This window comes from Tsukamurella soli (genome assembly GCF_039541155.1).
GTDB lineage: Bacteria > Actinomycetota > Actinomycetes > Mycobacteriales > Mycobacteriaceae > Tsukamurella > Tsukamurella soli.
This window is the reverse complement of record NZ_BAABFR010000008.1, coordinates 36850-62505: the sequence shown is the minus strand read 5'-3', so window position 1 is coordinate 62505 and position 25656 is coordinate 36850. Positions and strand designations below refer to the sequence as shown.

At 67.9% G+C, this 25656-nt stretch carries 32 protein-coding genes and 3 pseudogenes; 13 read left to right on the top strand and 22 right to left on the bottom strand.

All coding sequences use genetic code 11. From position 1 onward, the window contains the following. Positions 1 to 59: 59 nt before the first annotated feature. Positions 60 to 548: a hypothetical protein gene (locus ABD908_RS04305; protein WP_344991367.1), complete on the top strand. Its 489-nt coding sequence runs from the start codon at positions 60 to 62 to the stop codon at positions 546 to 548. A 132-nt stretch (positions 549 to 680) separates the two neighbouring features. Here ABD908_RS04305 and ABD908_RS04300 read toward each other — a convergent pair whose 3' ends face one another. Further along, positions 681 to 2078 (bottom strand): ApeA N-terminal domain 1-containing protein, encoded by a 1398-nt coding sequence (locus ABD908_RS04300; protein WP_344991364.1) that lies wholly within the window; start codon positions 2076 to 2078, stop codon positions 681 to 683. A gap of 182 nt (positions 2079 to 2260) precedes the next feature. Continuing rightward, positions 2261 to 2614 (bottom strand): helix-turn-helix domain-containing protein, encoded by a 354-nt coding sequence (locus ABD908_RS04295; protein ID WP_344991361.1) that lies wholly within the window; start codon positions 2612 to 2614, stop codon positions 2261 to 2263. A gap of 309 nt (positions 2615 to 2923) precedes the next feature. Here ABD908_RS04295 and ABD908_RS04290 point away from each other — a divergent pair, with 309 nt between their 5' ends. Together ABD908_RS04290 and ABD908_RS04285 are read left to right on the top strand one after the other, a co-directional pair. Next, positions 2924 to 3199 carry a type II toxin-antitoxin system Phd/YefM family antitoxin gene (locus ABD908_RS04290; RefSeq protein WP_344991358.1) on the top strand — a complete coding sequence of 92 codons (276 nt, stop codon included), beginning with the start codon at positions 2924 to 2926 and terminating at the stop codon, positions 3197 to 3199. Continuing rightward, the gene (locus tag ABD908_RS04285) at positions 3196 to 3597 is read left to right on the top strand and encodes a type II toxin-antitoxin system VapC family toxin (protein ID WP_344991355.1); all 402 of its coding nucleotides are present in this window, start codon (positions 3196 to 3198) and stop codon (positions 3595 to 3597) included. The genes ABD908_RS04290 and ABD908_RS04285 overlap by 4 nt, the downstream gene beginning before the upstream one ends. A gap of 34 nt (positions 3598 to 3631) precedes the next feature. On the opposite strand, the gene ABD908_RS04280 is transcribed toward ABD908_RS04285, so the two are convergent. The 10 genes and pseudogenes from ABD908_RS04280 to ABD908_RS04235 all read right to left on the bottom strand — a co-directional run bounded on the left by ABD908_RS04280 (position 3632) and on the right by ABD908_RS04235 (position 9468). Beyond that, positions 3632 to 4171: a DnaB-like helicase N-terminal domain-containing protein gene (locus ABD908_RS04280; RefSeq protein ID WP_344991352.1), complete on the bottom strand. Its 540-nt coding sequence runs from the start codon at positions 4169 to 4171 to the stop codon at positions 3632 to 3634. Then, positions 4168 to 4581: a type II toxin-antitoxin system VapC family toxin gene (locus tag ABD908_RS04275; protein WP_344991349.1), complete on the bottom strand. Its 414-nt coding sequence runs from the start codon at positions 4579 to 4581 to the stop codon at positions 4168 to 4170. The genes ABD908_RS04280 and ABD908_RS04275 overlap by 4 nt, the downstream gene beginning before the upstream one ends. Then, positions 4578 to 4826: a type II toxin-antitoxin system Phd/YefM family antitoxin gene (locus ABD908_RS04270; protein WP_344991346.1), complete on the bottom strand. Its 249-nt coding sequence runs from the start codon at positions 4824 to 4826 to the stop codon at positions 4578 to 4580. Before ABD908_RS04270 ends, ABD908_RS04275 begins: the two co-directional genes overlap by 4 nt. 59 nt (positions 4827 to 4885) lie before the next feature. After that, complete coding sequence (locus ABD908_RS04265) at positions 4886 to 5302, bottom strand: hypothetical protein (protein WP_344991343.1); 417 nt, start codon at positions 5300 to 5302, stop codon at positions 4886 to 4888. A 102-nt stretch (positions 5303 to 5404) separates the two neighbouring features. Beyond that, positions 5405 to 5613, bottom strand: a pseudogene (locus tag ABD908_RS04260) (hypothetical protein); the annotation flags it as partial. Positions 5614 to 5779: 166 nt separating this feature from the next. Next, positions 5780 to 6517 carry a nucleotidyl transferase AbiEii/AbiGii toxin family protein gene (locus tag ABD908_RS04255; RefSeq protein ID WP_344991340.1) on the bottom strand — a complete coding sequence of 246 codons (738 nt, stop codon included), beginning with the start codon at positions 6515 to 6517 and terminating at the stop codon, positions 5780 to 5782. Positions 6518 to 7317: 800 nt separating this feature from the next. Continuing rightward, entirely contained in the window at positions 7318 to 7737 is a 420-nt protein-coding gene (locus ABD908_RS04250) for a type II toxin-antitoxin system VapC family toxin (protein ID WP_344991337.1), read from the bottom strand. Beyond that, on the bottom strand, positions 7734 to 8009 hold the full coding sequence (locus ABD908_RS04245; protein ID WP_344991334.1) for a FitA-like ribbon-helix-helix domain-containing protein: 276 nt from the start codon (positions 8007 to 8009) through the stop codon (positions 7734 to 7736). The genes ABD908_RS04250 and ABD908_RS04245 overlap by 4 nt, the downstream gene beginning before the upstream one ends. Positions 8010 to 8065: 56 nt before the next feature. After that, positions 8066 to 8353, bottom strand: a complete 288-nt coding sequence (locus tag ABD908_RS04240; RefSeq protein ID WP_344991331.1) for an ATP-binding protein — start codon at positions 8351 to 8353, stop codon at positions 8066 to 8068. An 806-nt stretch (positions 8354 to 9159) separates the two neighbouring features. Beyond that, the gene (locus ABD908_RS04235; RefSeq protein ID WP_344991328.1) at positions 9160 to 9468 is read right to left on the bottom strand and encodes a hypothetical protein; all 309 of its coding nucleotides are present in this window, start codon (positions 9466 to 9468) and stop codon (positions 9160 to 9162) included. 318 nt (positions 9469 to 9786) lie between these two features. Here ABD908_RS04235 and ABD908_RS04230 point away from each other — a divergent pair, with 318 nt between their 5' ends. The 3 genes from ABD908_RS04230 to ABD908_RS04220 are packed head-to-tail and all read left to right on the top strand — an operon-like array spanning position 9787 to position 14217. Further along, positions 9787 to 10791 (top strand): DNA adenine methylase, encoded by a 1005-nt coding sequence (locus ABD908_RS04230; protein ID WP_344991325.1) that lies wholly within the window; start codon positions 9787 to 9789, stop codon positions 10789 to 10791. Next, a complete protein-coding gene (locus ABD908_RS04225) occupies positions 10788 to 12809 on the top strand; it encodes an ATP-binding protein (RefSeq protein WP_344991322.1) in 2022 nt (673 codons plus the stop codon). The genes ABD908_RS04230 and ABD908_RS04225 overlap by 4 nt, the downstream gene beginning before the upstream one ends. 1 nt (position 12810) lies before the next feature. Further along, on the top strand, positions 12811 to 14217 hold the full coding sequence (locus ABD908_RS04220; RefSeq protein ID WP_344991319.1) for a hypothetical protein: 1407 nt from the start codon (positions 12811 to 12813) through the stop codon (positions 14215 to 14217). A 158-nt stretch (positions 14218 to 14375) separates the two neighbouring features. On the opposite strand, the gene ABD908_RS04215 is transcribed toward ABD908_RS04220, so the two are convergent. Continuing rightward, positions 14376 to 15443, bottom strand: coding sequence for a zinc finger domain-containing protein (locus ABD908_RS04215; RefSeq protein WP_344991316.1), 1068 nt, complete (start codon positions 15441 to 15443; stop codon positions 14376 to 14378). Positions 15444 to 15880: 437 nt separating this feature from the next. Here ABD908_RS04215 and ABD908_RS04210 point away from each other — a divergent pair, with 437 nt between their 5' ends. The 3 genes from ABD908_RS04210 to ABD908_RS04200 all read left to right on the top strand — a co-directional run bounded on the left by ABD908_RS04210 (position 15881) and on the right by ABD908_RS04200 (position 17360). Beyond that, the gene (locus tag ABD908_RS04210; RefSeq protein WP_344991313.1) at positions 15881 to 16531 is read left to right on the top strand and encodes a hypothetical protein; all 651 of its coding nucleotides are present in this window, start codon (positions 15881 to 15883) and stop codon (positions 16529 to 16531) included. Between the two features lie 149 nt (positions 16532 to 16680). After that, complete coding sequence (locus ABD908_RS04205) at positions 16681 to 17037, top strand: type II toxin-antitoxin system RelE/ParE family toxin (RefSeq protein ID WP_344991310.1); 357 nt, start codon at positions 16681 to 16683, stop codon at positions 17035 to 17037. Next, a complete protein-coding gene (locus ABD908_RS04200; RefSeq protein ID WP_344991307.1) occupies positions 17034 to 17360 on the top strand; it encodes a helix-turn-helix domain-containing protein in 327 nt (108 codons plus the stop codon). Before ABD908_RS04205 ends, ABD908_RS04200 begins: the two co-directional genes overlap by 4 nt. Before the next feature lie 53 nt (positions 17361 to 17413). Here ABD908_RS04200 and ABD908_RS27555 read toward each other — a convergent pair. Then, positions 17414 to 17677, bottom strand: a pseudogene (locus tag ABD908_RS27555) (zeta toxin family protein); the annotation flags it as partial. A gap of 407 nt (positions 17678 to 18084) precedes the next feature. Here ABD908_RS27555 and ABD908_RS04195 point away from each other — a divergent pair. Further along, a pseudogene (locus ABD908_RS04195) lies at positions 18085 to 18201 on the top strand (helix-turn-helix domain-containing protein); the annotation flags it as partial. Positions 18202 to 18716: 515 nt separating this feature from the next. Here ABD908_RS04195 and ABD908_RS04190 read toward each other — a convergent pair. From ABD908_RS04190 to ABD908_RS04180, 3 genes are all read right to left on the bottom strand, one after another. Continuing rightward, positions 18717 to 19205, bottom strand: coding sequence for an ImmA/IrrE family metallo-endopeptidase (locus ABD908_RS04190; protein ID WP_344991304.1), 489 nt, complete (start codon positions 19203 to 19205; stop codon positions 18717 to 18719). 191 nt (positions 19206 to 19396) lie between these two features. Continuing rightward, complete coding sequence (locus ABD908_RS04185; protein WP_344991301.1) at positions 19397 to 19657, bottom strand: Txe/YoeB family addiction module toxin; 261 nt, start codon at positions 19655 to 19657, stop codon at positions 19397 to 19399. After that, positions 19654 to 19908, bottom strand: a complete 255-nt coding sequence (locus tag ABD908_RS04180) for a type II toxin-antitoxin system Phd/YefM family antitoxin (protein ID WP_344991298.1) — start codon at positions 19906 to 19908, stop codon at positions 19654 to 19656. Before ABD908_RS04180 ends, ABD908_RS04185 begins: the two co-directional genes overlap by 4 nt. A 155-nt stretch (positions 19909 to 20063) precedes the next feature. Between ABD908_RS04180 and ABD908_RS04175 the strand changes: the two genes are divergently transcribed. Next, positions 20064 to 20348 (top strand): DUF6247 family protein, encoded by a 285-nt coding sequence (locus ABD908_RS04175; RefSeq protein WP_344991295.1) that lies wholly within the window; start codon positions 20064 to 20066, stop codon positions 20346 to 20348. Then, entirely contained in the window at positions 20348 to 20590 is a 243-nt protein-coding gene (locus ABD908_RS04170; protein ID WP_344991292.1) for a hypothetical protein, read from the top strand. Before ABD908_RS04175 ends, ABD908_RS04170 begins: the two co-directional genes overlap by 1 nt. Positions 20591 to 20615: 25 nt before the next feature. On the opposite strand, the gene ABD908_RS04165 is transcribed toward ABD908_RS04170, so the two are convergent. The 4 genes from ABD908_RS04165 to ABD908_RS04150 all read right to left on the bottom strand — a co-directional run bounded on the left by ABD908_RS04165 (position 20616) and on the right by ABD908_RS04150 (position 23562). Beyond that, complete coding sequence (locus ABD908_RS04165) at positions 20616 to 21287, bottom strand: helix-turn-helix transcriptional regulator (protein ID WP_344991291.1); 672 nt, start codon at positions 21285 to 21287, stop codon at positions 20616 to 20618. Between the two features lie 193 nt (positions 21288 to 21480). Next, positions 21481 to 22368 (bottom strand): zeta toxin family protein, encoded by an 888-nt coding sequence (locus tag ABD908_RS04160; protein ID WP_344991288.1) that lies wholly within the window; start codon positions 22366 to 22368, stop codon positions 21481 to 21483. After that, positions 22365 to 22622, bottom strand: coding sequence for a hypothetical protein (locus ABD908_RS04155; RefSeq protein WP_344991284.1), 258 nt, complete (start codon positions 22620 to 22622; stop codon positions 22365 to 22367). The genes ABD908_RS04160 and ABD908_RS04155 overlap by 4 nt, the downstream gene beginning before the upstream one ends. A gap of 658 nt (positions 22623 to 23280) precedes the next feature. Then, positions 23281 to 23562, bottom strand: coding sequence for a helix-turn-helix domain-containing protein (locus ABD908_RS04150; protein ID WP_344991281.1), 282 nt, complete (start codon positions 23560 to 23562; stop codon positions 23281 to 23283). A 204-nt stretch (positions 23563 to 23766) separates the two neighbouring features. Here ABD908_RS04150 and ABD908_RS04145 point away from each other — a divergent pair, with 204 nt between their 5' ends. Beyond that, positions 23767 to 24798 carry a DUF6247 family protein gene (locus ABD908_RS04145; RefSeq protein ID WP_344991279.1) on the top strand — a complete coding sequence of 344 codons (1032 nt, stop codon included), beginning with the start codon at positions 23767 to 23769 and terminating at the stop codon, positions 24796 to 24798. A gap of 191 nt (positions 24799 to 24989) precedes the next feature. Here the strand turns inward: ABD908_RS04145 and ABD908_RS04140 are convergent, their stop codons facing one another. Further along, positions 24990 to 25595, bottom strand: coding sequence for a TetR/AcrR family transcriptional regulator (locus ABD908_RS04140; protein ID WP_344991276.1), 606 nt, complete (start codon positions 25593 to 25595; stop codon positions 24990 to 24992). Positions 25596 to 25656: the final 61 nt, after the last annotated feature.

The following is a 25656-nucleotide window of genomic DNA, read 5'->3' as shown; positions in this document are numbered from 1 at the left end:
CGCGGATCGCCGGCCAGGCCCTGCACACCGTCCGAATCGGCGGCGTCCGAGTGGACGTGATGACTGGCACTCCGCGCCTCGCCGTCGTCGACGTCACCTCAACCGACGAGGCTCTGGGCCGGCTGCAGAACGGGTGGCAGGACCGGAGCAGCTACGCGCTGCGCAACACCGGCCTCAGCCGCATCCTCGTCCGCGGCGCCGATGCGATTGTCGAGGCACCGTCCGCAGACCCGGACACCGCCCGCGTGACCCGCATCCTGGTGAGCACGCCGCAGCCTGAGCAACTCGCCGCCGCGCTCGGGGAGGCCGCCGGCGTCGCCCCAGCGATCGGGCCGATTGGGGGCACGGACACCGTGATTCACCGGGTGCGCGTCAGGACCGTCACTGTGGAGGTGATGGGCGGCTCGCCGGGGGTGCCGGCCGTGGACCTGGCCGTCGACGACCTCGCGGCGGTGCGGGACCGGTTGGTCGCGGCGTGGTGCGCCGGCGATCCCTTCGTGATCAACTTCGTCGGCGGGATGCGCCTCCTGCTGCGGGCCGTGGCGTGATCGTTGAGCTCGTCCTCACGACAGGAACCGTGCCCCGACAGCGGTCGGCTCCTTTGCCCTCCGCGGCGGCGACCACTACGTACACCCCTCTTGGCGAGGGCTGCGATTATGGCACCGAGCGGGTCAACCACGTCAGTCGCTCTCGGCCGATGACAGGACTTCATCCTCGGTCGGTACGGGCGACCAGCCGAGGTCACGGGCGATCGTCGCGATGTTGGCGCGCACGAACCCGAACTTCTGGTAGTCGAGGCACCCTGCTTGCAGATCATCTGGCGCCATCCCGGCGTGGAGGAGCAGGAAGATGCGCAGAAGCCACGGGGTCACCATCGACACTACTGCCCACCGGTCGATACGTTCGGACAGTGGGTCCTTCTCGTTGTCCAGTACCGCGTGGTGCGCAAGCTCGTTGCGGGCTCCGGTCAAGACGGCGACCAGATCGGGAATGGATTCGGCGAGCTGCGGAACCGCCGAGAGGACCGGTCCGACGACATCACGAGCGCGGTCTCGGAAGTCCACGTCTGAGAAGTGCCCGACCGCAGTCCTCACAGCGGCACGAACTGCGTCTGGCTCCAAGTTCTCCTCGGCTGCCGCCCGCTCGGCCGCGCCGACGCTCGCCGCCTTCTTCACCCGATCCAACGCGCCGCCGGTCGCGTCCGGGAACTGCGACTGGGCGTACTCCGGGAAGCGGCGGTGCAGCCCCTCGATCAGGGATGTCGCGACCAAGACCTCGGCTTGGACTGCCGACTTCACCGGCTCGATGACCGCCCACGCGAGACCGTCGAGACTGTCGTTGAGCGCGATCCACGCGGCGAGACGGTCTACGGTCAGCTCCTCACGCGGCAGCAGCGATACTCCAACTCCCGAGACCGGCGCGCAGAACGCCCTGCCGTGGACGACGAGCCACTTGCCGTCGCGCTCGATCCGCACGTGCGTCGCCCGGGTGACCAGTTGACGGTCCAGTGTGAGGCGGGCTAATCCGAGGCAACCCGACACCACCCGGCTCTCCAGATTCGGCAGGGTGCGAGGTGACGCTGAGTCGTACACCAGCCACATGCCGTCCTCGGACGATTGCGCCGTGACGGTCGAGTCGTCGTCCGGGACTGTGCTCGTCGTCCCGTCGACCAGGTGCGCCGTCCAGTATGGGTCGTCCACTTGGAACCGGACCGAGGTGTAGAGCTGGTCCTCGGGTACGTGGGCGCCCGTGACGACTGTTCGAGCGACATAGCGGGGCGCACCGTGGTACCCGGAGCCGCCGTGATTCTGCGCGTAGAGCAGGCTCACGAGCTCGCCCGAATCGAGTTCGCCGTGCAGGATCGTCGGCGCGAATGCGGCGACAGACTTCGCGGGGTCACCCGACATGGTGATGGTTATTCCCGTCGGTGTGACTTTCATGGTCGTGGTGGGATCGTCCTTCACCACGCCGTCGATGGTCACCTGTGCCGACTCACCGACCGCCGACACGTAGTCGCCACGAACGCGTTCACCGCCAGTGGACTGGAACCACCCATTCCCATACTGCTCCTCGCTCACCGGAACAGAATTGCATCCGGACCCGTTCGGTGGAGCCCATCCGACCGGCACACTTCGCCTCGCGTTCGGCCTGCGCGCTCCACACGGTCTCGATGGTGGTGCTCGCCGAGCTTCCCATGAGCAGCAGTGATCGGGTCATCGGGCGTGCAAGGACGTTGGCGTCGACGAAGACCCGCAGGCTTCTAGCCGAGGTTCAGATCGTCCTCGATGCCGTCCTGGTCGAGGCGCGCCATCTCGATCATCAGCGACTCCCGGTACCGCTCCACCTCCCGGACCGGTATGCGGATCCGGTTCCCGACTCGCAGTGCGGTGATCCGCCCGTCGTGGACCCGCCGGGTGACGGTGGCGCGTGACATGCCGAGCCGGGACGCGGCCTGCGCCGGGGTCAGCGTGTCGGGCCGGGCCGTCAGCTCCACCACCATGCCCTCCTGCGCGGCGTAGTCCAGGATCTGTGCGACCTGTTGCGCCCAGCCGGGGAGCCCCGTGGTGGGTAGCGACTCCGCTGCGGACAGCGACACCTCGACCGATCTGATCATGGACAAAGTGTATCAGATTGAGAAGACAGGTAATCTATCGTCTCAATGATCGAATCGGTTAGCGGTACCGCGGCGCGCAGTTCGTCGGCGTGGATTACCAGATCGGTGAGACACCGAGAGCAACGGCGAGGCCGGTCGACTGGTCGACAGGCACCCCCCCCGCCATCAGCAGAGTGGCGGACGGTCCCCGTTGCGGTTGGTCTTGCGACGCAGGTGCACCTCGGCGGTGGTGTGGTGGTGCACCGCCCCATGTCACGCCTCGCCACTCCCTCTCCACGGAAGTAGCACATTATGTGCTACCATACGTCTATGGAAGCGATCGGTGTGCGCGAACTCAGGCAGAACGCGTCCAAATACCTCGCCAGGGTCGAGGCCGGTGAAGAACTGGGGGTCACCAGTCACGGCCGACTGGTGGCCCGGCTCGTGCCCGTCTCCACCACGATCCGCTCACGCGAAGCACTCATCAGCGCGGGGGTCCTGACCCCGGCGCGAAGCCCCGGGAACCTCGCGGAGGTCCGCCCGAGAGCCCTCCACGACCGCAGGCGCCTGTCCGACGTGCTCGACGAGATGCGGAACGAACAGTGATCTATCTCGACACGTCCGCGATGGTGAAGCTGCTCGTGGCCGAGGAGGAGACGGCTGACCTGCGCGCATGGCTGGACGACCGCACGGACGACCAGCCGATCGGTAGCGACCTGTGCCGTGTCGAGATCATGCGCGTGGCCCTGCGGCACGGAGGATCCGGCCTGACCGAGCAGGCACGCTTCCTGCTGGACGGCTTCGACATGATCCCACTCACCGAGTCCGTGATCACGCTCGCCGAGACGATCGGACCTCCCACCCTGCGATCGCTCGACGCCATCCACCTCGCCGCTGCCAAGCAGGTCGAATCGGAACTGACCGCGTTCGTCACCTACGACCACCGGTTGCGCGCCGCGTGCGACGAGGTCGGCCTCTACGTCGCATCACCGGGAACCGGCTGATACCGGCTCGGCCGAACCGCGCGCGACGCCGTGATCACCCGGCGGTGGGGCGGGGAACACCGTCGCGCCATGCCGACAGCCGCGCAGCGGGACCGTCACGAACATCCCGTCCGATGCGCTGGAACGCCTCCCACAGCTGCGCGGTAGGGACCTCACCCGCCGCGGCGACCATCGCGTGTCCGGCCTCGGAGATCGACCGCCGCAGCGACTGGGTGAGCAGCTCGTCGACGTAGACCCCGAGCGCCCCCGGCTCGGAAGCGGTCGTCGCGACGGTGGTGAGCGCGTCGGCCACGAGCCTGCCCGGGCGGCCCACGAGTTCCCCGGCGTCACGCAGCTGTGCCAGCACCAGGGCCGGATGCGGCTGTGCCCCACGGGCGGACACCCCGATGATCGCCGTGAGCAGCGCTCGGTGCACGGGCAGAGCGAAGTCGGTGACGTCCAGGTGCGCGGCGTGGGCGGTGACGGTCCCCGACGGGGACCACAGCATCGCCGACAGGACGAGCTGTTCCACCGCCGTCTCCGGGTCGAGGTCGGCCGCGGGGATCTCGACCGGATCGACGCGCTCCGGAGTCACGGCGACAGGGGAGCAGCGATTCCACCCGGTGCGATCACGGCGAGGCCGAGGTCGCGAGCCGCGTCCCCCATGCGGGTGTCGTACGTGAGCACCGCGTCGACACCGAGTCGGACCGCCGCCGCGAGATGGATCGCGTCCAACGAACGGAGGGTGGCCCCGGGCAACAGTCCGGCCTCCCGGAACAGCGACGGAGGGACCTCGTACAGGTCCACGCCGTCGATCACCGCGGTGACCGCTGCGTGGGTGACACCGGCTTCACGCCCGACGATCCGGCGCATCTCGGTCTCGAGCAGGTAGCAGGCGACGAGTTCCGGTCCCATCGTGTCCAGTTCGCGGGCGAGGGCGGCGGACTCGACCTCGGTACGCAGCAGCTTCGCCGCGGCGGAGGTGTCCAGGTACCACCGACTCACCGATCACCCCGGAGGTCGTCGACGAGTTCGGCGGTCGAGACGGTGGGGCTCACGCGAGGCAGATCGCTGTACACCGGGCGTGATCGCGCAGGACGCGCGCACCGCAGATCGGTGTCGTCGGTCACAGGTACCAGCCGTGCCACCGGAACACCGCGGCGGGTGAGCGTGTACGTCTCACCGTCCTCGACACCCTGCATGATCGCGGCGTTGTCGTTGCGGAGTTCACGCTGGCTGATCGTCTTCACCCCGCCAGCGTAGCACTTCGTAGCACATAGCCTGTCAGCTGCTGTCACGTCCTGATCGATCAGGTGGATTCCACGCCACGCACGGAGGTGATCAGCCTCAGCAGCTCTTGTGGCGACGGGCCGGAGCAGTCGGGAACGTGGACGGGGACCGGGTGGTCCATGGTGACGGCACGTGCGAAACCACTCCCCGGCTGGAGCGTCGGATCGGCTGCGTCCCCAGTTCCCATCAGCATCGAACACTCCGCTGGCGAGCAGCGCAGCGCTACCCGTATCTCCATCTGAGCGAACAGTCCGGACACCATCTCGCGCTCCTCGTCCTGACGACCGCCCGATGCAGCAGGCACGGCGTGTGTCGCCACGAGCAGGTGTACGCCTACCCAACGACCCAGTGGGGCGACCGCTAGAAGGTCCGATTCTGCTCCGATGCCGATCTCGGGGAGATAGACCGTCACGACCAGGTCCGGGATCTCGGGCATGTCCGTGACTGTGTGCCGAGTTAGGTTTCGTCGCGGCGAGCCGTGACGGTCCGCCAGGCAACAACTCCCTCGCCGGCGGTCACCAGCTCGGGATACATTCCCTCACAACGGAACGGCGGCGACGTCGCTGTCCCGCATCCGGTCCAGGTGCGCGGCGACGTCGTCGAGGAACCCGGGCACGAACCGCAGCGATCCCGCCTCGGCGCGTTTGAGGAACCCGGCCGCTGCCCGCGCCGACAGCGGGCGTACGTCGTCGAGGAACCCGCCAGATCCTCGTACGGGTGCTGCACCGGCCACGTCGATCGGTCCGCCGCGTAGACCCGGCCGAGTTCACACAGCAGCTCGGTGTCCCAGCCGTGCTCGGCGAGCCCGACCTCCAGTCCGCCGATGCCTGCGAACAGGCCCACCGCACGTCTCGACACCGGATCTCCTCACTCGTCGGCGTGGGAACGGTAGCGGTGATGTGCGATGAGGCACTCAACGGTGCAGGTGGCAGTGGCCGTTGGACGACCTCCTGCGGCACGGGTGCCCGCTGCGGGTCGACGTCGACGAACACAGTCCGTCCTCCGCGGTGGCACCAGCCGGATACGGGCTGACCGGCAGCGGTTCGGACCGCGACAGGTGCAGGGCGATTCCGCGGGCGAACGCACGGATCGCCGTGATGTCGGTCCCGCGCGGATACAGCCGCTGGTCGGCGGTCGACAGCATCCCGAAGCTGTCCGCCAGCATCTCCCTGTCGACCGGCGTGCGCTGCTTGGTGTCGGCCAGGTGCAGCATCTCCGCGAACCGGTACCTGGTGCACAGTCGTGCGAGATCGTCGACGTCCCGGGCCCGGGACGGATCACTGTAGAGCGCGAGTATCTTGTTCGCACCCAGCTCGATCGGATCGATCGCCGGTCCGACGCGGGTCGGTACGGTGGGGCGGACGCGCGGGTCGAAGCTGATCCCCACCTCGACCGGCACTCTTCGCCGTCGGGTGGCTATCAGCTTCCGCAGTGTGGAGGTCGGGGTGGGGCTCACGTCGGTGACGGTGTATCCGGCAGCCCGCAGCGCGTCGGTGACATCCGCCGCGAGCGCCGCGGTGTCCGCACCTTCGCCCTCGGCGAACGCGTCCACGTCCTGGGTGTCACGGTCGATGATCCCGTGCATGATGAGCGCGGATCCACCGGCGAGCGCGAGTTCACCGGAACCGGAGGCGAGGACGATCGCCGCCACACGCTCCTGCTCCGGTGTCTACAGCAGCCCCCACCCGTGCAGCGCCGCACGCACACCGGCCGGTGGCGTCGCGAGAACAGAACCGTGTCGAAGTGGCGTGCCAGCTCGACCGGATCCACCCAGGTGACGATGTCCCCGACGGATCCGGTGGTGAGCACCTGGTGATCGGCGAACAGCCTGTCCTCGAGACTCGACCCGTCGAGCACGCGCTCGAGCGGCGACCCGGTCCAGTGCAGGTGCACCGGCAGCCGGAACGGACCCCGGGGCGCGAACGCGGGCGCCCACAGCTGCTCGGGCACGATCACCGGTCCTCGCGGGTGGTCGGGTTCGTGCACCGCGGCGGGTGTGGAGTCCGCCGCGGCTGCGAGGACCATCCGCTGCCTGGCGACCGGGTCGATACCCCGTCGCCCCGCCGCCCAGCGGCTCACCGTGGCCTGCGTCGTGTTCAGCGCCGACGCCAGCTCGGTCTGCGTCATCCGCCCGCCCGCTAGTGCCGCGGCGGCCGGATTCACCACCTCGGTTCCGGATCTCGGTGGGGGGATGCACCGCTGTCATGCAGGAGTTATACCGCGTGAACCGGAATGTATACCACGCCCTCGGGGGCGGTGTCAGACCACCGGGTTCCGACTCGACTGCGTCGATCAGTCGCCGAGAACCACCAGCTCGCCCGGCAACGGATCGGTGTCCTCGGCTCAGCGGCTTTGCCCAACTCTGGGTACGTGATCTCACCGCCTCGTGGTCTGCGCCCGGATCGTCCGAACAGACGGTCCCTCACATCGTCCGCAGCCAGGCGGCGGTCATTACCGGCCCCACGGGTCCACCACCGGGACACCCGCCGCCTCGAACGGCGCGATGTCCCGGGAGGCGACGGTGAACCCCATCGACGCCGCGATAGCGGCGATCATGCCGTCGGCGGTACCGATCGCCCGGCCCCGGGCCCGGGCGTCGGACATCAGCCGCGCGTAGTGGGTCGTGGCGTCGATCCCGTACGGGATGACGCGCTCGGCGAACTGCGTCTCGACGACCTCGTCCAGAGCGTGGCGCAGTCCGTCGCGGCGTCGGCCGGGCGGCATGGCCGCGACGCCGTATCGCAGTTCGCCGACCGTGATCGTGGTGAGGTAGAGGGTGTCGATGCTCTGGGCGTCCAGCCAGTCCACGACGCGGCCGTCCGGTGCACCACGGAGGGGCTCGCTGACGACGTTCGTGTCGAGGATGATCATCCGAACTCCGGAGGCGCTGCGGGGGTCCGGTCGCGGGCGTCGTCGATCAGGGCGTGCTCCTCGTCGGTCAGCGCGGCCTCACGCCCGATCCTGGCGAGCAGCGACCCCACCCGTACCCGCTGCGGGGGTTGGACGGCCTCGGTGATGATCGCGCGGATCTCCGCCTCCGCACTGCGGCCGTGTTCCGCGGCCCGGCGGCGGAGCGCGCGGTGGACCTCGTCGCTGAGGTTCCGTACCAGGACGTTCTTCACGGTGGCCTCCCTCCGCTGCATGGCGATATCGAACGTACGCCCATGATATCGCTCTTGGTCTGAGGGCGCCGCGCCGTCTACCGCGAGCACCATCGGCTGTCCGGTGTCCGTACCGCGACGACGCGTCTCGCGGCCGACGCAGTCGCCGATTCACCAGCCAGCAGCCGGTCGGCCATCTCGCGCTCCTGCTCGGCGGTGAGTGACGGTGGGCGTCCGATCGCGCCTCGACGGGTATCGGCCACGACCGTCATCGACCGGATGAGGTGGCTCTTACCGGATCCGGCCGGGCCCGTGACGAGCGCGTGTCCCAGCAGCAGTGCGGAATCACCGACCCGGAGCGTGAATCGATCTGTGGAATCGGCCATCTTCAAGTCGTCTGGATCACCCGATCAGAAACCGCCCCACAGCAGGTCGAAGAAGTGCCCGTGCACCGCGTCTTCGGGAATCGGTATACCAGATGAACACGCAGGTCAGTGCGGTATTACGCGCCGATCGGTGAGACCACCGGATCGAACGGGATGAGATACAGAACCCCACCCGTCAGTGGTGAACGCGATGTTGTGAGTCTACCGGATCGAACGGGATGAGATACAGAACCCCACCCGTCAGTGGTGAACGCGATGTTGTGAGTCTACCGGATCGAACGGGATGAGATACAGAACCGTCGATGGGTGGGCGCTCATGGTTCCCGTGAGAATATCGGATCGAATGGGATGAGATACAGAACCGTACGGTGCCTATCGCTGGGCTCACCTGTAAGGCTACCGGATCGAACGGGATGAGATACAGAACGAGGTCGGGCCATTCCCAGTCCGCACCGGTGAGACTACCGGATCGAGCGAGACGAGATACAGAACTGTGTGGTGGCCATGTTCTCCAACCTCTGTGAGAGATACTACCGGATCGAACCGGATGAGATACAGAACCTCAGGTCGATGTTCGAACAGAGCTGTGGTGAGACTGCCGGGTCGAATCGGATGAGATACAGAACAGAGGAGTTCCCGATTGCACCAGTGAGACTACCGGATCGAACGGGATGAGATACAGAACTGCCTGAGCTGCTGGCCGAGTCGCGTTGGATGAGACTACCGGATCGAACCAGAGTGAGAAACAGAACAAGGTACCGGAACCACCGTTGCATCAAGGTGAGACTACCCGAACAGACGGTCCCTCACACCGTCCGCAACCGGCGCTCGGCGGGCAGGAACGGGTCGTCTCCAGCGGGGGTGCGGCGGCCGGTCATCCGCGCCACCTCCTCGCGGCTCATCCCGGCCCGCGTCCGCAGCGCCTCACCGAGACTCGCCGCCAGCCGCGGCGTCTCCGCCGGGATCAGGTCGTCGTCGGGCTCGGACTTCTTCCATCCGCGGGCGTTGAGCGCGCGGTGGAACGCGGTGCGGTCGGCGGCCGACACCCGGCCCATCCGGTACGCGCGCTCGTACACCGCCTCCACCGCGGTACGGCTGTTCAGGACGTGACACACACGGCCGGTCCATGACGTCCGGACGTTATGCACGGCGGTCCGAAAGGTCCTCTCCACCGACAGAAACCGCAGTACACGACTCTGCTGCCGATGTCGGTCCCCACTGATCGTCGACGCTCTCGGCGTGTCGTCGCGGCCGAGTCGTTGGAAGGCCGGACGCGCACGTAGCGTGCCCGACATGGTGACGATGGACGAGCCGGATACGGCCCGCGCGCGGTGGCCACTGAATGCTGCGTTCGCGTCCGACGCTTGCCCTACGATGATCCGCTATGACCGGTTCGGGATGAATCCGGCTCTAGCCTCGGGGGAGGGGGAGTAGTGAGTGCACCTCTATCGGTCGTCGACGAACCGGCACCGTTCCACCCTCCCTCACCTCGACCGTCCGCATCGGAGCAGGTGCCGCTGCTGGCGGGCAGGCGCTATCCCCTCCGGAACGCGTCGCTGTCCCCGCTCCGGTACCCGGGATCGAAGCGGAAGATGATCCCCGCGATCCGCCAGCTGATCGATGCCAACGTTCCGCGCCCGAAGCTGTTCGTCGAGCCGTTCTGCGGTGGTGCGAGCGTGTCCCTCGGGCTGCTCGAGCACGACGCTGTGGACACGGTGCTGATCGGTGACCTCGATCCTCTGGTATCCGCGTTCTGGCGGGAGGCGTCCCGGAACGGGGAACGGCTGGTCGACGACATGATGAAGTTGACTGTGACCGTCGCCGAGTGGGACAACTGGCGCGCAGCCAGGCCCGTATCCGACCGCAGGCGGGCGCTCAAGTTCCTGTTCCTCAACCGCACCACGTTCTCCGGCATCATCGACAACAGAGCCGGGCCGATCGGTGGGCGGGCCCAGACGTCCGACTACCCGATCGACTGCCGATTCAACAAGGACGCCATCGCGGAGCGCATCCTCAACGTGCACCGGCTGGCGAAGGCGGGCCGGATCCTCGACGACGAGGACGTCTGGAACTCGACGTGGCAACGCACTCTCGACCGGGTCCGCTGGCACGCCGGGGGGCATGACCCGAAGGCCACCGTGCTCTACCTCGATCCGCCGTACATCCACAAGGCGGATCGGCTGTACAAGATGCCGTTCAAGGAACGCCACCACAGGGAGCTGGCCAGCCACCTGCTCGGAACGGAGCACCGGTGGATCCTCTCCTACGACGCCGAGCCGCTCGTCCTCGACATGTACCGCGGACCGACCGACGTGCACGAGTACCGGGTGGCGCACCACTACACCACACGCGGCTCCCGCACGGCACCGGTGCCGGGCCGTGAAGTGCTCTTCACCAATCTCCCGAACGACCCCACCCGCGAAAGGCCGACCCCGTGAGCTTCCTCAACACCATCCAGAACCGGTCGAAGGCGGACCACAAGCTCGCCAAGCAGATCAACGACGACTGCCCGCCGATCGGCGGGATCTACCACCTCGACTACAGCCGGGCGATCGTGCTCACCGACGACTTCCGCAAGTCGGAGGCCGGAGGTGTCCCGCTGGGAGGGTTCCTCCTCGCCGCGGCGGGCGACCAGACCGAGGACGGGTTCATCCTCACCGACGACGAGCTGATCCTCCTGCGGGTACGTGGCACCGCGCCGCTGCCCAACGAAGCCGAGCTGGTGCAGACCCGGCTGGCGGTGGTCCGCGACGCCACCAACAGCGGGCGGCAGTTCGACGAGGTAACCGACGTGCTGACCCGCAACGAACTCCAGCAGTCGGCGTTCGACTGCGAGGTGATCGGGACCTTCTACACCGACGACGACCGCAACGCGACGGTCGAGTTCGGAGCCGACGTCGACAACGTGATCGCCTCCGCGAAGTACCAGGTGTTCCTGCCGTCGAAGGGAGTCCTGTCGTGGCTCGCCTCCTTCTCGGACAGCACCGAGGACGGCACCGTCACCATCGGCACGGTCCGGTTCTCCTCGACGCGCCGCCGTGCCCGAGCGGCGGGAACGGACACCGCGGCCGTAGACGTTCACGTCGACGACTTCATCTCCCGCAAGACCGCCGTGTTCGGCATGACCCGCACCGGCAAGTCGAACACCATCAAGACCCTGGCGACGGCGGTGCACAAGTACGCGAGCGAGCACCAGGAGCCGATCGGCCAGCTGATCTTCGACCCGCAGGGCGAGTACGCCGCGGTGAACAAGCAGGACAACACCGGGCTCAAACTGCTCGGCGACGCCGACTCGGTGCGGATCTACCGCATGGGAGCGGACGATTCGGATCCCCAGGTGAAGCCGCTTGCCATGGACTTCTACGACATCGCGAACTTCACCGCCGTCACCGAGTTCGTGAACGACGCGGTGACGGCCCAGTACGGGCAGTACGCGAACGTCAAGACGTTCGCCGCGATCAAGTGGGACGAGCCCCCGAAGGATGAACGGAGCGAACACACGCACTGGGAGCGCGCGCGAATCGGCATGTACGGGATCCTCTACGAGTGCGGGTTCCGTGGGGGATTCTCCAACTCCGGCAAGGGAACTGGACTTGTATTCACCTGGGACAAAAGTCATTTCGCAGACTTCGACAGGGATAACCCAGGTCTCGTGCAGCTGATCCGCGAGGGCGGCAGCGCCTACCGGGCCACCTCTCCACGAGCTGCGCATGCGGTCACGCTCTTCATGATGAACGACGGATCGTGGGACACAAGCAGTTCGGGTCAGGGGGACAAGCCGTTCAAGCACATCGGCGGGTTCCTGAGCAAGGCCAGCGGCCCGGCCGCAGTGCGTTCGCTGCGGGAGTTCCACTCCGCGCACTCGGACGCGCGCGTGGAGGACCTGATCTGGGACGACATGGCCGGTGGTCGGTTGGCGATCGTCGATCTGGCCCACGGATCCGGTGAGGTGCCGCGCATCATCAGCGAGAACATCGTCAATCATCTGCTGTCGCAGGCGAACACACGGTTCCGTGACGGGGACGATCCGATCAAGTTCCAGATCGTCGTCGAGGAGGCGCACAACCTGTTCGAGCGCGGCGCCAAGGAGGTGTCCGGCAACCCGTGGGTGCGCCTGTCCAAGGAGGCGGCCAAGTACAAGATCGGGCTCGTGTACGCGACGCAGGAGGTGTCCAGTGTCGACCAGCGGATCCTGTCGAACACGTCGAACTGGATCGTCGCACACCTCAACTCCGACAAGGAGACTCACGAGCTGTCGCACTACTACGACTTCAAGACCTGGGCGGACAGCATCCGCCGCTGCGAGGACGTCGGGTTCGTGCGGATGAAGACCTACTCCGGCAAGTACATCGTCCCGGTGCAGATCGCCAAGTTCGACCACGCGATGATCAATGCTGCTCGTCGGGCGGCCGGTCTGCCGCCGGTCGCGGCCGACGGATCCGTCGTGGAGAGCTGACATGCCGTACCCGAACGAGCGGGCACCCAGACTCGGCCACGTCCCCACCGTGTCCAGCAAGGCGGTCCAGGATGCGTTCTCCCGCTGGGAGATCGCGCAGGCACGCCCGGACGACGAGAACCGGATCACGGATCTCTGCGTTTCCGTCGACTCGCTGCCGACGCGCATCCAGGCGTCCGACGTCCGTTTCTCCATCACGGTCGACGGATCCGAGACCGAGGTGGAGGCGACACGGGAGCACCCGACGATCAAGGTCGGCTACATCAGGGTGGCCGGGTCACTACTCGAGATCGGCAAGCTCGACGAGGCCGGGAAGGGACCGTTCGTCGATCCACGTCTGGTGAGCGAGGCGCACCACGCCGCGGCGTTCGACGCGGCGCTGCCGGGGTCCGGTCTGGTGCAGCACGGCTTCTCGGGTGTCGACACCTGGCGCCGCGAGATGGACCGGTTCCTCCGCGAGACCCGCTACGACGCGGACTCGGATCTGACCCTCGCGGACGCGCTGCTGACTCTCCACGGCGGTCCGGGTGTCCAGGCACCCGGAATCGTCCTCCGCACCTGCCCGTCGAGGACCCACGACTATCCGTCCGGAAACGGTCCCCTTGTCGGGAAGGACGGCGCGACGTGTCCCTCCTGCGCGGAGCCGCTGTACCTCGCAGATGTGCTCCGCACGCACGAGGAGTACAGCGAGGAGGGTTCCAACCAGGGTCCGATCACGCGGGCGATGAACGTGGCCGAGCGGCTCATGACGCTGAGCTACCTCGACACCTTCTACGTGCATGCCGACCGCCCGCTCGATGCGTTCCGTGACACCATCTTCATCACCGACGGTCCCCTTGCGCTGTTCGGCGTCGTGGCGCCACTCAAGCGGCGGTTCCAGGAGTATCTCGACAAGCTGTTCACCTGGTCGGACGGTCTGGGAACCGATCTACCACTGCTGGTCGGCGTCGAGAAGACCGGACGGTTCGTCGAGCACGCCGAGCTGATCCGCGACATCATCCCGGAAGGTCACGTGATGCGGCTGACCACCGAATACATCAACCGGATCACCGGCAGGCCCGCTGGAAACCGGTACGGCACAGACGAGTTCTACGGGCGCCGGTTCATCTACCGCACCACCACCGGTGACCCACTCGTCATCACCGTCCCGCCGAAGGCCGGGGTCCTGCCCTACGAAGGCACCGCGGCCGAGGACTTCGCCAGCTACCCGACACTGAGGGCGATCTGCGAGGTCCTCGACGGCGTGCGCACACGGCTGTACCCGAACGCCGTGATACCCGTCGCGCTTGCACACAGCTCGGCGGCGCTACCGCTCGGCGTCGGTCAGTCGGTGCTGCGGGCCCTGGCGCAGAAGGGCGTCGGCCTTCCCGAGAACAGTCAGATCCGGACCCGCCCGCAGTACCGGTAGCGGGGAGGACCCTCCGCGAGACCATCGGGTTCGGCCCAGACACGTCTCAGCGTGCACACTGCGCGGGTAGCGGCACGTTGTCGAGCGGGGCGGGGCGGATCCGATGGGCGTGTCACGTCCTGACCGGCTGGCAGCAGACGGATGAGACCGCCGCATCGTCACAGCGACCGGCGCACATCATCCCGGCGCGCACGCCGCGCACGGATCCGCTCGACGTGCGGGTACGGACGCTCCCAGTCGCACGGGTCACCCTCCGCCGCCCCGCAGCGGGGGCAGGGGCAGGAGAGCACCGTGATCTGTTCGACCACGGCGGTCCGCGCAGCGCGATCCGCCGCCTCTGCTTCGAGGATCCGCCACACCTGCGCGCGTTCGGCGGCGAGATCGACCGGTTCCCCGGCCATCGCGGCGAGCGTCGCGCCCACGTCCCACACCGCGAAGGTGCCGTACCGCGCCGAGTACACGCCGATGCGGTCGATCCGGTACGTGTCCGAGCGGTCGAACAGCAGGTAGCCGAGGAGCTGGTGGAGCACGTCGCCGGGCAGGTCGTCGTACCACACGTCCGAGCCGCGGGGGTGGCGTTCCTTCCCGCGGCGCGCCTTAACCTCCAGCAGCAGGCCGCCGCTGATCACATCGGCCTCGGCCCGGCACAGCTGCGAGCCGTCGAACTCGACGCCGAGCCGCAGATCCCCGTGCAGGTGCGGCAGGAGACGCTCACGGGCGACCGCCGCCAGCGCGGAGAGCTGACGGAGCGCGTCCGGCGGCGCGAGGGCCAGCAGATCCGCGGCGGTGACGGCGGGCCGGTCGAAGAACTCCCGCAGCGGTGACCCGTCCTTCGCCCGCGGGTTGCGGTACAGCTCGGTGCCCAGCGCGTAGACCCAGCTCGCCCGCGCTGCGGTGTCCTCGTCCCCGGCGGCCGCGGCGGGCCCGGCGAGGGCGACCGCCTCCGCCACCGCGTCGCGCAGGACCTGTCTGCGCAGCAGGTCGGGGGACCGGGTCGCCAGGGTGTCGGTGTGCGCCGGGTCCAGGGTGAACCGCAGCTGGGCGTCGAACGCCGCGCCGACGGTCCCCGACGGTGCCTCACCGGGAGGCACCAGCATCGGACCGGCGGCGGCGCGGTAGGCGTCCTGGATCGGGCGCACGTACGGGAACCGCCCGTCGAGGTACCGCCGCAGCGTCGTGTCCGGGTGGGCGACGGCATCGGTGAGGGTGCGGAATCGGCGTGCCACGCAGCGATTCTGCCGCGGACCGTTGTCGACTGGTTCTGTATCTCGATCTCTATCGATCCGGTAGCCTCACGCAGGGCCGCCACCATCTGATCGAGCGGGTTCTGTATCTCATCCCGTTCGATCCGGTAGTCTCACCCTGGCAAGCCCCCTCGACGAGTTTCTCGTTCTGTATCTCATCCCGTTCGATCCGGTAGTCTCACCCGTGCTGGTCCTCAAGAACGCGGGGCTGTTCTGTATCTCATCCCGTTCGATCCGGTAGTCTCACCGATCGACGCGTAATACCGCACTGACCTGCGGAATCATCGCCGTCCGGTGCGCCGGAAACCGGTGCGAACCGGATTCTTCCGAGGTCGATCTCCACGTTTTTCGTGGGCTCCTCCCACCGCCGGTCGCGCCGCGGCCGCCGACCCCGCACAGGGGGCGATACCTTGCCGCACATGGCATACGGACGCGACTTCCATCTCGGCCCGCTGCGGGGGCTGACCACGGCGGGACACCGGCGGGTGCTGCTTCGGCTGCGGAATGGCTTCGGCGTGTACCGCCTGGTGGACCGGAGCACGGCCCTGGTGCACGGGATGCTCGCCGACGGATGGGAGCTGCACGTCCCGCTCTTCCACACCGAGGACACGGTGATCGTGCCCCGTGCGTGGGGGACACCCTCGGGTCTGCATCTCTACAACCTGAGCGACGTGTTCGCCACGGACCTGGCACCGCTCGCGGCCGACCCCGTCGCGGCGCTGCGGGACATGGTCCGCGCCGTCACCGCGGACGACGGCGTCGAACGGGCGGTGTACCTGCCGCACGTCGACGCCTACCCGGAGTGGTTCCACGGCCACCAGGAGGGCATCGGCGCACCGCTGCGGGAGGCCGCGGAGACGCTCCTGGCGGACGACAGCGGCCCGCGTCTGGTGATCGCGACGACGTTCGCCGCAGCCGGGCCGGACTGGGCGCAGTTCGACCGCGTCCTGGTGGTCGGCGACGACGAGGTGTTCGACGAGCGGTCCGGGCCCGATCCCGAGCTGGCCCGTGCCCGTCGGCTGCGTGCGGAGCGGGAACGGGATGAGCGCCGGAGGCTGTTCGGTCTCTGACGAGACGACGGTCCCCCGGCGGTTTCCGCTACCCGTCGTCCGCGCGTCAGATTCGAGCCGAATCCGACGCAACGCCGCGGGGGTAGTCGCCCTTCGGGTCCTCGAACGGTCCCTGGCCCTATAGTTATCGGTTCTGATAACATCGTGTGGTGAGTGATCCGGACACGCCCATCAGCTGGGTGGGAGCCACTCTGTCCGACATGCGAGAGCAGCCACCGTCGGCTCAACGGATGATGGGCTTCCAATTGCGACGTGTGCAACGGGGACTGGAACCGCAGAACTGGCGACCGATGCCCTCCATCGGCAAAGGTGTACGCGAGATCCGGGTCAAGGACAGCGACGGGATCTACCGCACCGTGTACGTGGTCGTGGGCGACCCGTCCGCGGTGTATGTGCTGGCCGTCTTCGCGAAGAAGACCGAGAAGACACCGCAATCGGTGAAAGACCTCGCCGCCAAGCGCTACAAGGCGGTCATCGAGAAGAGCCGGAAGGGAGAACAGCAATGACCGACGAAGACGAGGACGTCACGATCACCACCACGGCGGACCCGTGGGAAGCGGTCGCCGACACCGAGGAGGAGGCCGCTAACCTCCGCGTACGCGCCGATCTCATGATCTCGATCGCGGAGGTGATCACCGCGTACGGGTGGTCGCAGGCGGACGCCGCGCACAGGCTCGGTATCACCGCGCCCCGCATGAGCGACCTGATCCGCGGAAAGATCGACAAGTTCTCCCTCGACGCTCTGGTGAACATCGGGGTGGGGCTCGGACTCCACCTGACGATCATCCATACACCGATCGAGGAGACCGCCGCTCCAGCCGGTGCGTGACATCGCAGTGGGGACCGTTCGAGCAGCTCCTCGTACGCGGGGTGATAGATCCGCAGGTCGTCGCCGATGATGCGCACCACGTCACGTCCCGATTCGCGGGCCGCCTCGAACCCCGCTCGTGTCTTGCCCGCCCCGGGCTGCGCCCCGACGAGGATGGGCAGTGGGTTCGGGGACGGTCGTGTATCGCCGAACAGATCGGGAACGACACTCGTGCGGAATATCCGGTCGATCCCGTTGTCGTGGGGGATGTGCTCAGCGGGACCGGACAAGCCGATCCCGCTCGGCGCGCAGCTCCGCGGTGAGACGCCGCTGCGCATCCAGGTCGCGGGTGTCGACGCTGCGCACACGGTCACGGATGCGGCGGATCTCCTGGATCTCCGGATCGGTCGTGCCGCCGGTGGTGACGCGGCGAGGTGTGGACCCGTGGACCCTGGGTCCACGCTCCGCACACAGCGGCTATAAGAGACGGCCGTGATTTTTCATCTTCTATAGCCTGAGCTGGGGATTCGTCGAGGAGCTTCCCGTATCGGCGGTGAAGGTGAACCGGGTCCACGGGTCCACACCCAGGCAGTGGGGTCCACACCGGTGAGCATCACCGGCTGTGAGCCGTGCTGTCCCAGCTGTGTCGTCGCAGCTCGGTGGAGTGTGGGGCGAGGGTGATGCGGAGGGCCGAGTGAGATCGATATTTAGATCATTCGTGCCGGTCCTGAACGATGATCGATATATGAATCACCCAGTGTGGTCGTGGGTACCCGACTCCGAAGCTCTCGGCTCCGCCGTGCGCACAGCACGGCAGGATCGCGACTGGCAGCAGGCCGACCTCGCCGAACGTCTCGGCGTCTCCCGCATGACGGTCTCACGGATGGAACGGGGGTGCCGGTCTCCGTCGACACCGCGCTGCGGGCCCTGTCCGAATGCGGTGTGTCCATGGTCGTCGTACCGAAGTTCGCGCACGTGTCGGTGACCCATGGCTGACCGCGCCGAACCACTCGACGTGTAGCTGTACGGCAGGCGAATCGCGCGACTGTCCCAGCCCAAGGCGAGCCGCGTCCACTACCGCCTCGACTTCACCGGACTCGCGGGAGCCGTGACTGTCAGTTTCGGAGACTCGGAAAGTGACAACGATCCGGCTATCAGGCAGGATCTGTCACCTTCTCGCATGCCACACGTGCTCTTCGTCGGTCGAGACGTGCATCGCGGCGTCTCACCCGTAGCGACGGTCCCCTCGGTACTGCCACGTCGACGCGCAGCTGGGGGAAGCCGGACGTGCTGCCTGTCGCGCCGATGCCGGTGCAGCTGGAGCCGGACGCGCGCACCGGCCCGCGCCGTCCGTGCGGGATCCGAACCCCGCCGGAGTCAGATCAGCCCGAGTCCGCTCAGCCTGTGGGTCATCGCCGGACCGGACACGTCGAACCTACGGCGCAACCTCTCGGGTGACCACCCCTCGGCCCAGTTCTTCACCACGATCGCCTCGGGCATCAACAGTTCCGCAGCGAACCGGTCGGCCCACGACTCGGCGGCGGCCGACGAGCGGCCGTCGCGCCGGTAGACGTGGCCGATCCTGTCCGCACCCCGGTTCTCGACGATGCGGCCCAGCTCGTGGGCGACGACGCACCGCTGGACCTCCGCCGCGGAACGCGAGTCGACGTAGATCTCGGCGGGGCCGTCGTCCTTCACGGCGAACCCGGCCACACCGCTCGCGAGCGGCGCGACGTGCACCTCGACCCCGAGGCGGGCGGCGATCTCGAACGGGTCGACAGGGAAGGGGATCCTGCCGTCGACGTTCCACTCCGCTGTGCGGAGGTCGCGTGCGGCCGATCGAGGCGACGCGCTTCGCGCAGGCATCATCCCGTCCTCTCCGTGGGTGCCGGAGGGAGTCCCGGACCGTCCGTCAGGTCGCGCTCGGACCGATGCAGCCGTGGACCCGCGGCGTCTGCTCGGCATGTCACGTCCCCTGGCCAGGCATTGTCGGGGCGAGGCGATCAGTCCTCGGTGAGCGGTGGTCGTCTGGTCGAAAGCGCATGGGCGGTGGTGGATCAACGCCCGTAGTGGTACCGGCATGCGGCGATGCGGATGTCGCCGTCGACGATCTTGTAGACGAGCCGGTGCTCATCGGTGATCCGGCGCGACCAGTACCCCTGGAACCCGTGCTTGAGCGGCTCCGGCTTGCCGATGCCCTCGTTGCCGTTCCTGTCGATGTCCTTGATCAGCGTGTTGACGCGTTTGAGGATCTTGCGGTCCTCGGTCTGCCACCGGACGTAGTCCTCCCAGGCGAGGGAGTCCCAGACCAGCCTCATCCGTCGGCGAGACCGTGCTCGTGTCCGCCGCCGGATTCGAGGCGCTCGATGGAGGTGAGCAGGCGGCGTGCGTTCTCCGGGCTCCGCAGCAGGTACGCGGTCTCCTTGAGCGACTGGTAGTCGTCGAGCGACACGATCACGACGGGCTCGTGACCGGCGCGGGTGATCACGACCTCCTCGCGATCGTCGGTCACCGCATCGAGCGTCTCGGCGTACTTCGCCCGGGACTCGGAATAGGTCATGGTCTTCACAGCGATCACCTCTCTACGTACAGAAAATTGTACGTAATGGGGTGGTTGCAGTCAATGCCCGAGACGGTCCCCTCACCGCTGCGCCGTCGCCCGCCGCGAGACGCACCGTCGTGGGATGCCGACGAATCCACCGAGGTGGGCGATACGATGCGCAGGTGAGTGGCTACACCGCGGTGGAGAGGACCGGTCCCGCGATCCGCGCCGCGCTCACCGCTGTGGCACCCGACGACCTTGCAGAGTTCGAGGCGGAGTTCCGGATCGCCCTGGCCGAGGCCGACGACGACTTCGACCTGTCGCGGGTGGACGAGGTTCTCGATCGGTGGTGGGGTGTGGCGCACCTGCGACTCAACCCGCCGACTCCGGAGGAGCGCAGCGTCATCGAGCAGGTGGCCGCAGGTGACTTCGACGGACTCCCGACCTCCCCGAGGAGGGCGGGTTAGTGGCACTGTATTCGCCGATCTGGTTGGAGATCGCGCGGGAACAGTACGCGGCGCTACCGAGTGACATGCGACGTTCCTTCGATGCGACGTTCTCGACGATCCTCGACGATCCCAAGGGTGGCGGGCGATACGACAAACGGGCCGACCAGTGGACTGCGGTGTTCGCCGGTGGTCGGGGGCTGCTGACCTACGCGGTGAATGACCAGTACGTCAAGGTGATCGTTCTCCGCATCGTCCGGTAGGTGCAGCCGTGGACCCGGCGGCGGATCAGCCGCGGGCTCTCCGCCGGGCGGCCGCCGGAACCGAGCCGTGTGACCCGTCTCGTTTCGACGGAGCGGTCGGACTCTTCTTCGAGGGGACCGTCTTCATCGCCGACACCCTCTTCGATGCGACCACGCCGCGCGGCCTCGCGCCAGGCGGCGGCCGCACCTCCATCACGACCGCGGCGGCTGAGCGGCGCGGGCCCGGTCGGCGGTCCCACCTCTGCGCGAACGCCTCGATCGCGGCCCGGTCCCAGATCGCGCCGGAGCGCAGCTCGAACAGCGGCTGCGGGAACGTCGACGTCGATCGGAGCTGATGCACGCGCTGGCGGCTGACCTCGAGGATCTCGCCGACCTCCGGGGCGGAGACCAGATGCGGCAGGGTCGGGGCGTCGGCGCGGTCGTAGTGCACCTGCTCGTCCTCGACCTCCGAGGCGATGACGGGGTGCTCTCCGATCACGGGTCCGACCAGATCCCGAGCAGACTGCAGCGCGGCGACGTCGTCGGGCGCGTCCACGTACACGGTCACGTCCGTGACGATCCGGTCGTCGGCGTACAGCACGCGCGGCCGACGACCGACGCTCCCGTCGGCACCGGCGAGCGCCGTCTCCCACCGATCCATGGTCTCCATGTCGGGGTCGACGTCGTACGTCGTGGTCACAGCCCAGGTGCTCGTCACTTCTGCTCCTTCCGACGCTGCGCGCGCTGTTCCGACGTTCTCATCGACGACCCGGCGGGCGGAATGAGCCCACCGAGCGGTGTCGGCGACGTTCGCTGATCGAGACTGCACCGATCCATTGCGGTATGTCAATGAATTATCGACGGCGGAGGCGGCCCCGGCGGGCGATGTTCCTTCTTGCTCAATGGGGGAATCAGGCGCCGGTGTCGACCTCGATGACCGCGTCGGCGTCCGCGCCGGGTGTCCAGAACCTGCGGTACCGGGCTCCGGACACACGCGCCATCTCCTGCGACACTGCGCGACCCGGCACGGTCGAGCGATCGTACAGATCGTGGGGGAAGTCGCTGGGGACCCAACGCCCGCCGAGTCCGTCCGGGTCCGAGTCAGACTCCTCCGTCTGCTCGCGCCACCGTTGCCGGATCCGCAGCAACGACAGTTCCTCGGGGACCTCGACGTCGATGATGTCGAGGCTGTAACCGGCCGCGACGAGGTCCTGGACGAACCCGGATGCCGTGTCGCGACTGCCGAGCACCGTGTCGACGACGATGTTGCGCCCCGCCGCGATGGCCTCCGCCCGTTGCAGTTTGGCTATCAGCGACGACTCCTCGTGCACGAGCGCAGCGAGTTCGAGAGGCCGGAACCGGTGGCCCTCCGCCTCGAATCCACGGATCAGGTCCGGTTTCAGGTAGGTCTCGTACGATCCGTCCGCGATCGCCTCCCGCAACAGATCGACCTTGATCACGTCCGGGTCGATGATCTCCCAGCCGCCCGGGGAGAGCCGCAGCAGCTGCTCGCGGACGTAGGTCTTGCCCGCCCCCGGCGGTCCGGCGAACAGGCAGGCGTGCCGCTCGACGGGGACGGTCCCCGCCGGTACCGGGATGATCCTGTCCCACACGTCTTCGCGTGTCGGCAGGACGAGGTACTCGGCCCCCGCCCCCGTTCGAACGAACCAGTCGGGGTTCGACAGCGTCGCGTTGGGCCCGCGTGGATCGAGTGGCTCGCCCGGCTTGCTGAGTGCGCTACAGAGCCAGCGATGCGCTTCGATCTCGTCGATCTCGTCCTCGTCGGGACCGGTGGTCACCCCACCGCCGCGGCTGCATGACGGGTCACGACCTCGCCGTACGTCCGCCGGTCGATCAGCTTCTCCCGGTACGCCCGCAGCACCTCACCGAACGCGCCGGGTGGATCCAGTCGTGACAGGCCGTCCCCCGGGTCGCAGGGCGCGGCCGCGGCGTACGGGAAGTGGACGAGTTGCTCGACCATCTCGGCGTGGTCGATCTCGCCCGCGGTGTACGCCTGCACGATGCCGTACGGGGTCTCCGCGGCGAACTGCATGTCCGGGTGCCATCGCCGTTCCGGTTCCCCGACCGGCGCCGGAATCACCACTGCCGGTCCGCCGTGCGGGAGGTGTGCGGTGATCTGCCGAACCGTCCGCTCGAACAGAGAACGCCCCAGCGAATCCCACCCGCCGACGAAGACGTGCTCGAACGCGTCCCAACCACGCAGCGGGGTGTCGGCGGCGCCGACGATCGCGGCGTACGGGGCGACGTCCCGCAGCGGACGTGCATGGACGAGAGCGGGCGGATGACTCCTCGCGTGCCGCCTCGGGTGTCGAGTGCCACCAACCGGTACCAGTGCCCGCGGAGGCTCTCGGCGACCTCGTCGTCGGAGATCGCCGGTCCGACGGTGAACTGGAGTGTCTCCGCGTCGTGTAGCCGATCCACTGCGACTCCTCTCGGCCGTCGATCAACAGGGGATGACCCGAATATAACTCTCGGATACGACGCGCGTGCGGCCTCGGTGGGGATGAACACCGCTGGCAGGGCGGTGGACGGTCGAGGACGTGACACAGACGGTATCGACCGTCTGCGCATCGGCCCGCGCCGTGGCGATCCGTCGACCGAGAGCCCTCGCATCAATGCGTGCGATCTTCGCACAGCGGTGAAGGGGCCTCGGGCGGAGAGCTGCTCGACCTGCGTCGATCCGACGCCCCTCACCGCCGCGGCAGCAGCCGCTCCGGCGGCACACCCAACGCCGCGGCGAGGCGGTACAGCGTCGACAGGTGCGGGTCCGAACACCGGTCACCCGAGCTGACGTTGCGCTCGATGTTCGACACCTGATTGCGATGCAGCCCCGCGCGTTCGGCCAACTGCGTCTGCGACAGACCACGCTCACGGCGCAGCGCCTGCACGCGGCTGCCCAGATCCGCACCGTAGGGGGACCAGTCGGAATCGGCGGGGTGGGGATGGTGGGTCGGGTCGCTCTGGTGGGTCACGGGACGATTGTGCCGCACAACGTGTTGGGGTGACCGCCTGGCCTTGCTGCCGTCACGCGACGAGCGCGGCCACCCCCCGGCGGGCGGCAACAGAGAGGTGGATGTGCAAGGTACCGGGCACGCACCTATTGTCCACTGCTCGCGGCGCGATGGTAAACCGGAAACCAGTGTGCTCCCGCTGCCGCTACGAGGGACCATGGGGGAATGAGCGACGAGGCGGGCGAGCAGGATCGCGAGTGGACCCAGTACTTGTCGGCCGAGGAACGCGACGAGATGGACGCGGCATTCGCGGCCGCGGCGCCCGGTGAGCGGGCGGACTTGATCCGGAGTTGGCGAGGAACGGCCGAGGCGTACGCCGCCGGGATGCCGCGGGGAGACGGGGCGAACCTGCATCAGTACGCCGACGACGAGATGCCGGTCGTCCCGCGCCCCGACGACGCAGATCGGCAGATCCTCCGTGAGCTGCTTGCCCGCGTTCTCACGTCACCCACTGTGCGCCGCAACTTCAGCCGTAGCCGCGAGCGGGGGACCGACACCCTACGCCCGATCCTCGTCCATGATGACGACGGTTGGGTGGCGGCGTTGCCCAGCGTTCCGGTGGCAGCAGCCGGCGCCACGCGGGAGGAGGCTGCGATCGAGATGGTCAGCGCACTGCGCGCCTACGCCGTCAGGTGGCACGCCGAGCTGCAGCAACGGCCCGGGCACGAGCGGCACTCGGAGCTAGTGGCCTTTATCGACGAATCGGGCGACGACATGCTTCGCGACTGGACGCTCGGAGACGACTCGGCGTATCTGCTCCGATCCCCGAGGAACGCCGCACGCCTGCGCGCCGCGCTCGCACTCCCGGGCCTGCTCGGTACCGCCGACGGCGCTGATGTCGACTTCGAGCCCGAACGTCTCGGGCTCACGGCCCGGACGGCAGACCTGAACGAGGACGTCGATGCGCAGCCCACGCAGCCTACGAAGGCCGCACGTGACCTCGAGCGCACTGGACCGTCCATCCGTGCCGTGCTTGCCGACGTCGCCCCGGATGATCTGCCCGAGTTCGAGGCCGAGTTCCGCACCGCCCTCGCGGAGGCCGACGATGACTTCGACCTGTCCCGGGTAGACGCGGTGATCAACCGGTGGTGGGGGCGGGCACACTTGCGGCTGCATCCGCCGACCGACGCCGAACAGGCAGCCGTGGCACGGGTCGAAACGGGCGACGACAGCGGGATCCATACGCCGGGGGATTGATCGACGAGATGAACGGTCCCCGTGCGCCGCGACTCGTGGCGTGCGAGTGGGGACCGTCTTCGACGCCGACTCGACGGTGTAGCAGAACCGGATGGGGCCTGGCACGGGCACCGAGTTCGCTTGGCGGAGCATGATGAACGAGACCGACCCTGATGATCGAGACGGATCAAGAAGCTGACACCCGCGGATGACTACGGCGAGGGGGCGGTGCCGCGCAGGTATGCGCCGAGGATGGCTTCCAGCGAGGTGGTCTCGTCGATGGCCGTGCGATGGAACAGCAGCGCGTCTGTGAGAGCGAGGAGTTCCTCCACCCGTTCGTCGGAGTTGGGCAGACCCGCGCTGGTGAGGGCCGACTCCGTGACCTGACGGTTGATGGCGTGGACCTCGGACTGTGTCGTCAGCTTCTCGCGTAGTAGAGGCGCGTCGTCGAGTTCGAGGATCAGCGCGTAGCGGGCTCTCATGTCGTCGCGGCGCGCCGCGAGTGTCTCGACCAACTCGGCGATCATCCCGGCTAGCTCGGCGGTGTCGAGTCGGCGGCCGTTCTGGAACATGGTGTCCAGCGAGCGTGCAACCTGCCGGGCGTCGGCGATCGCTCGGTCGGCGAGTGCGTCGACGATGAGTTCCAGCAGAGCGAGCCGCGTGTTCGCGTGGTAGGAGGTCGACCCCTGGGGTATCCCCGCCTCGCGGTCGACGGCTCGGTGGGTGAGCGCGCGGACGCCGTCGCGGGCGATGATGCGAATGCCGCTGTCGGCGATCGCCTCCCGCCGCTCACGACCGCTCGCTGTAGTCGTAGACACGTCTCGATGCTACAGGTGTAGAGTCTCGGGCCAAAGGCTCTACAGATGTAGCGGACATGGG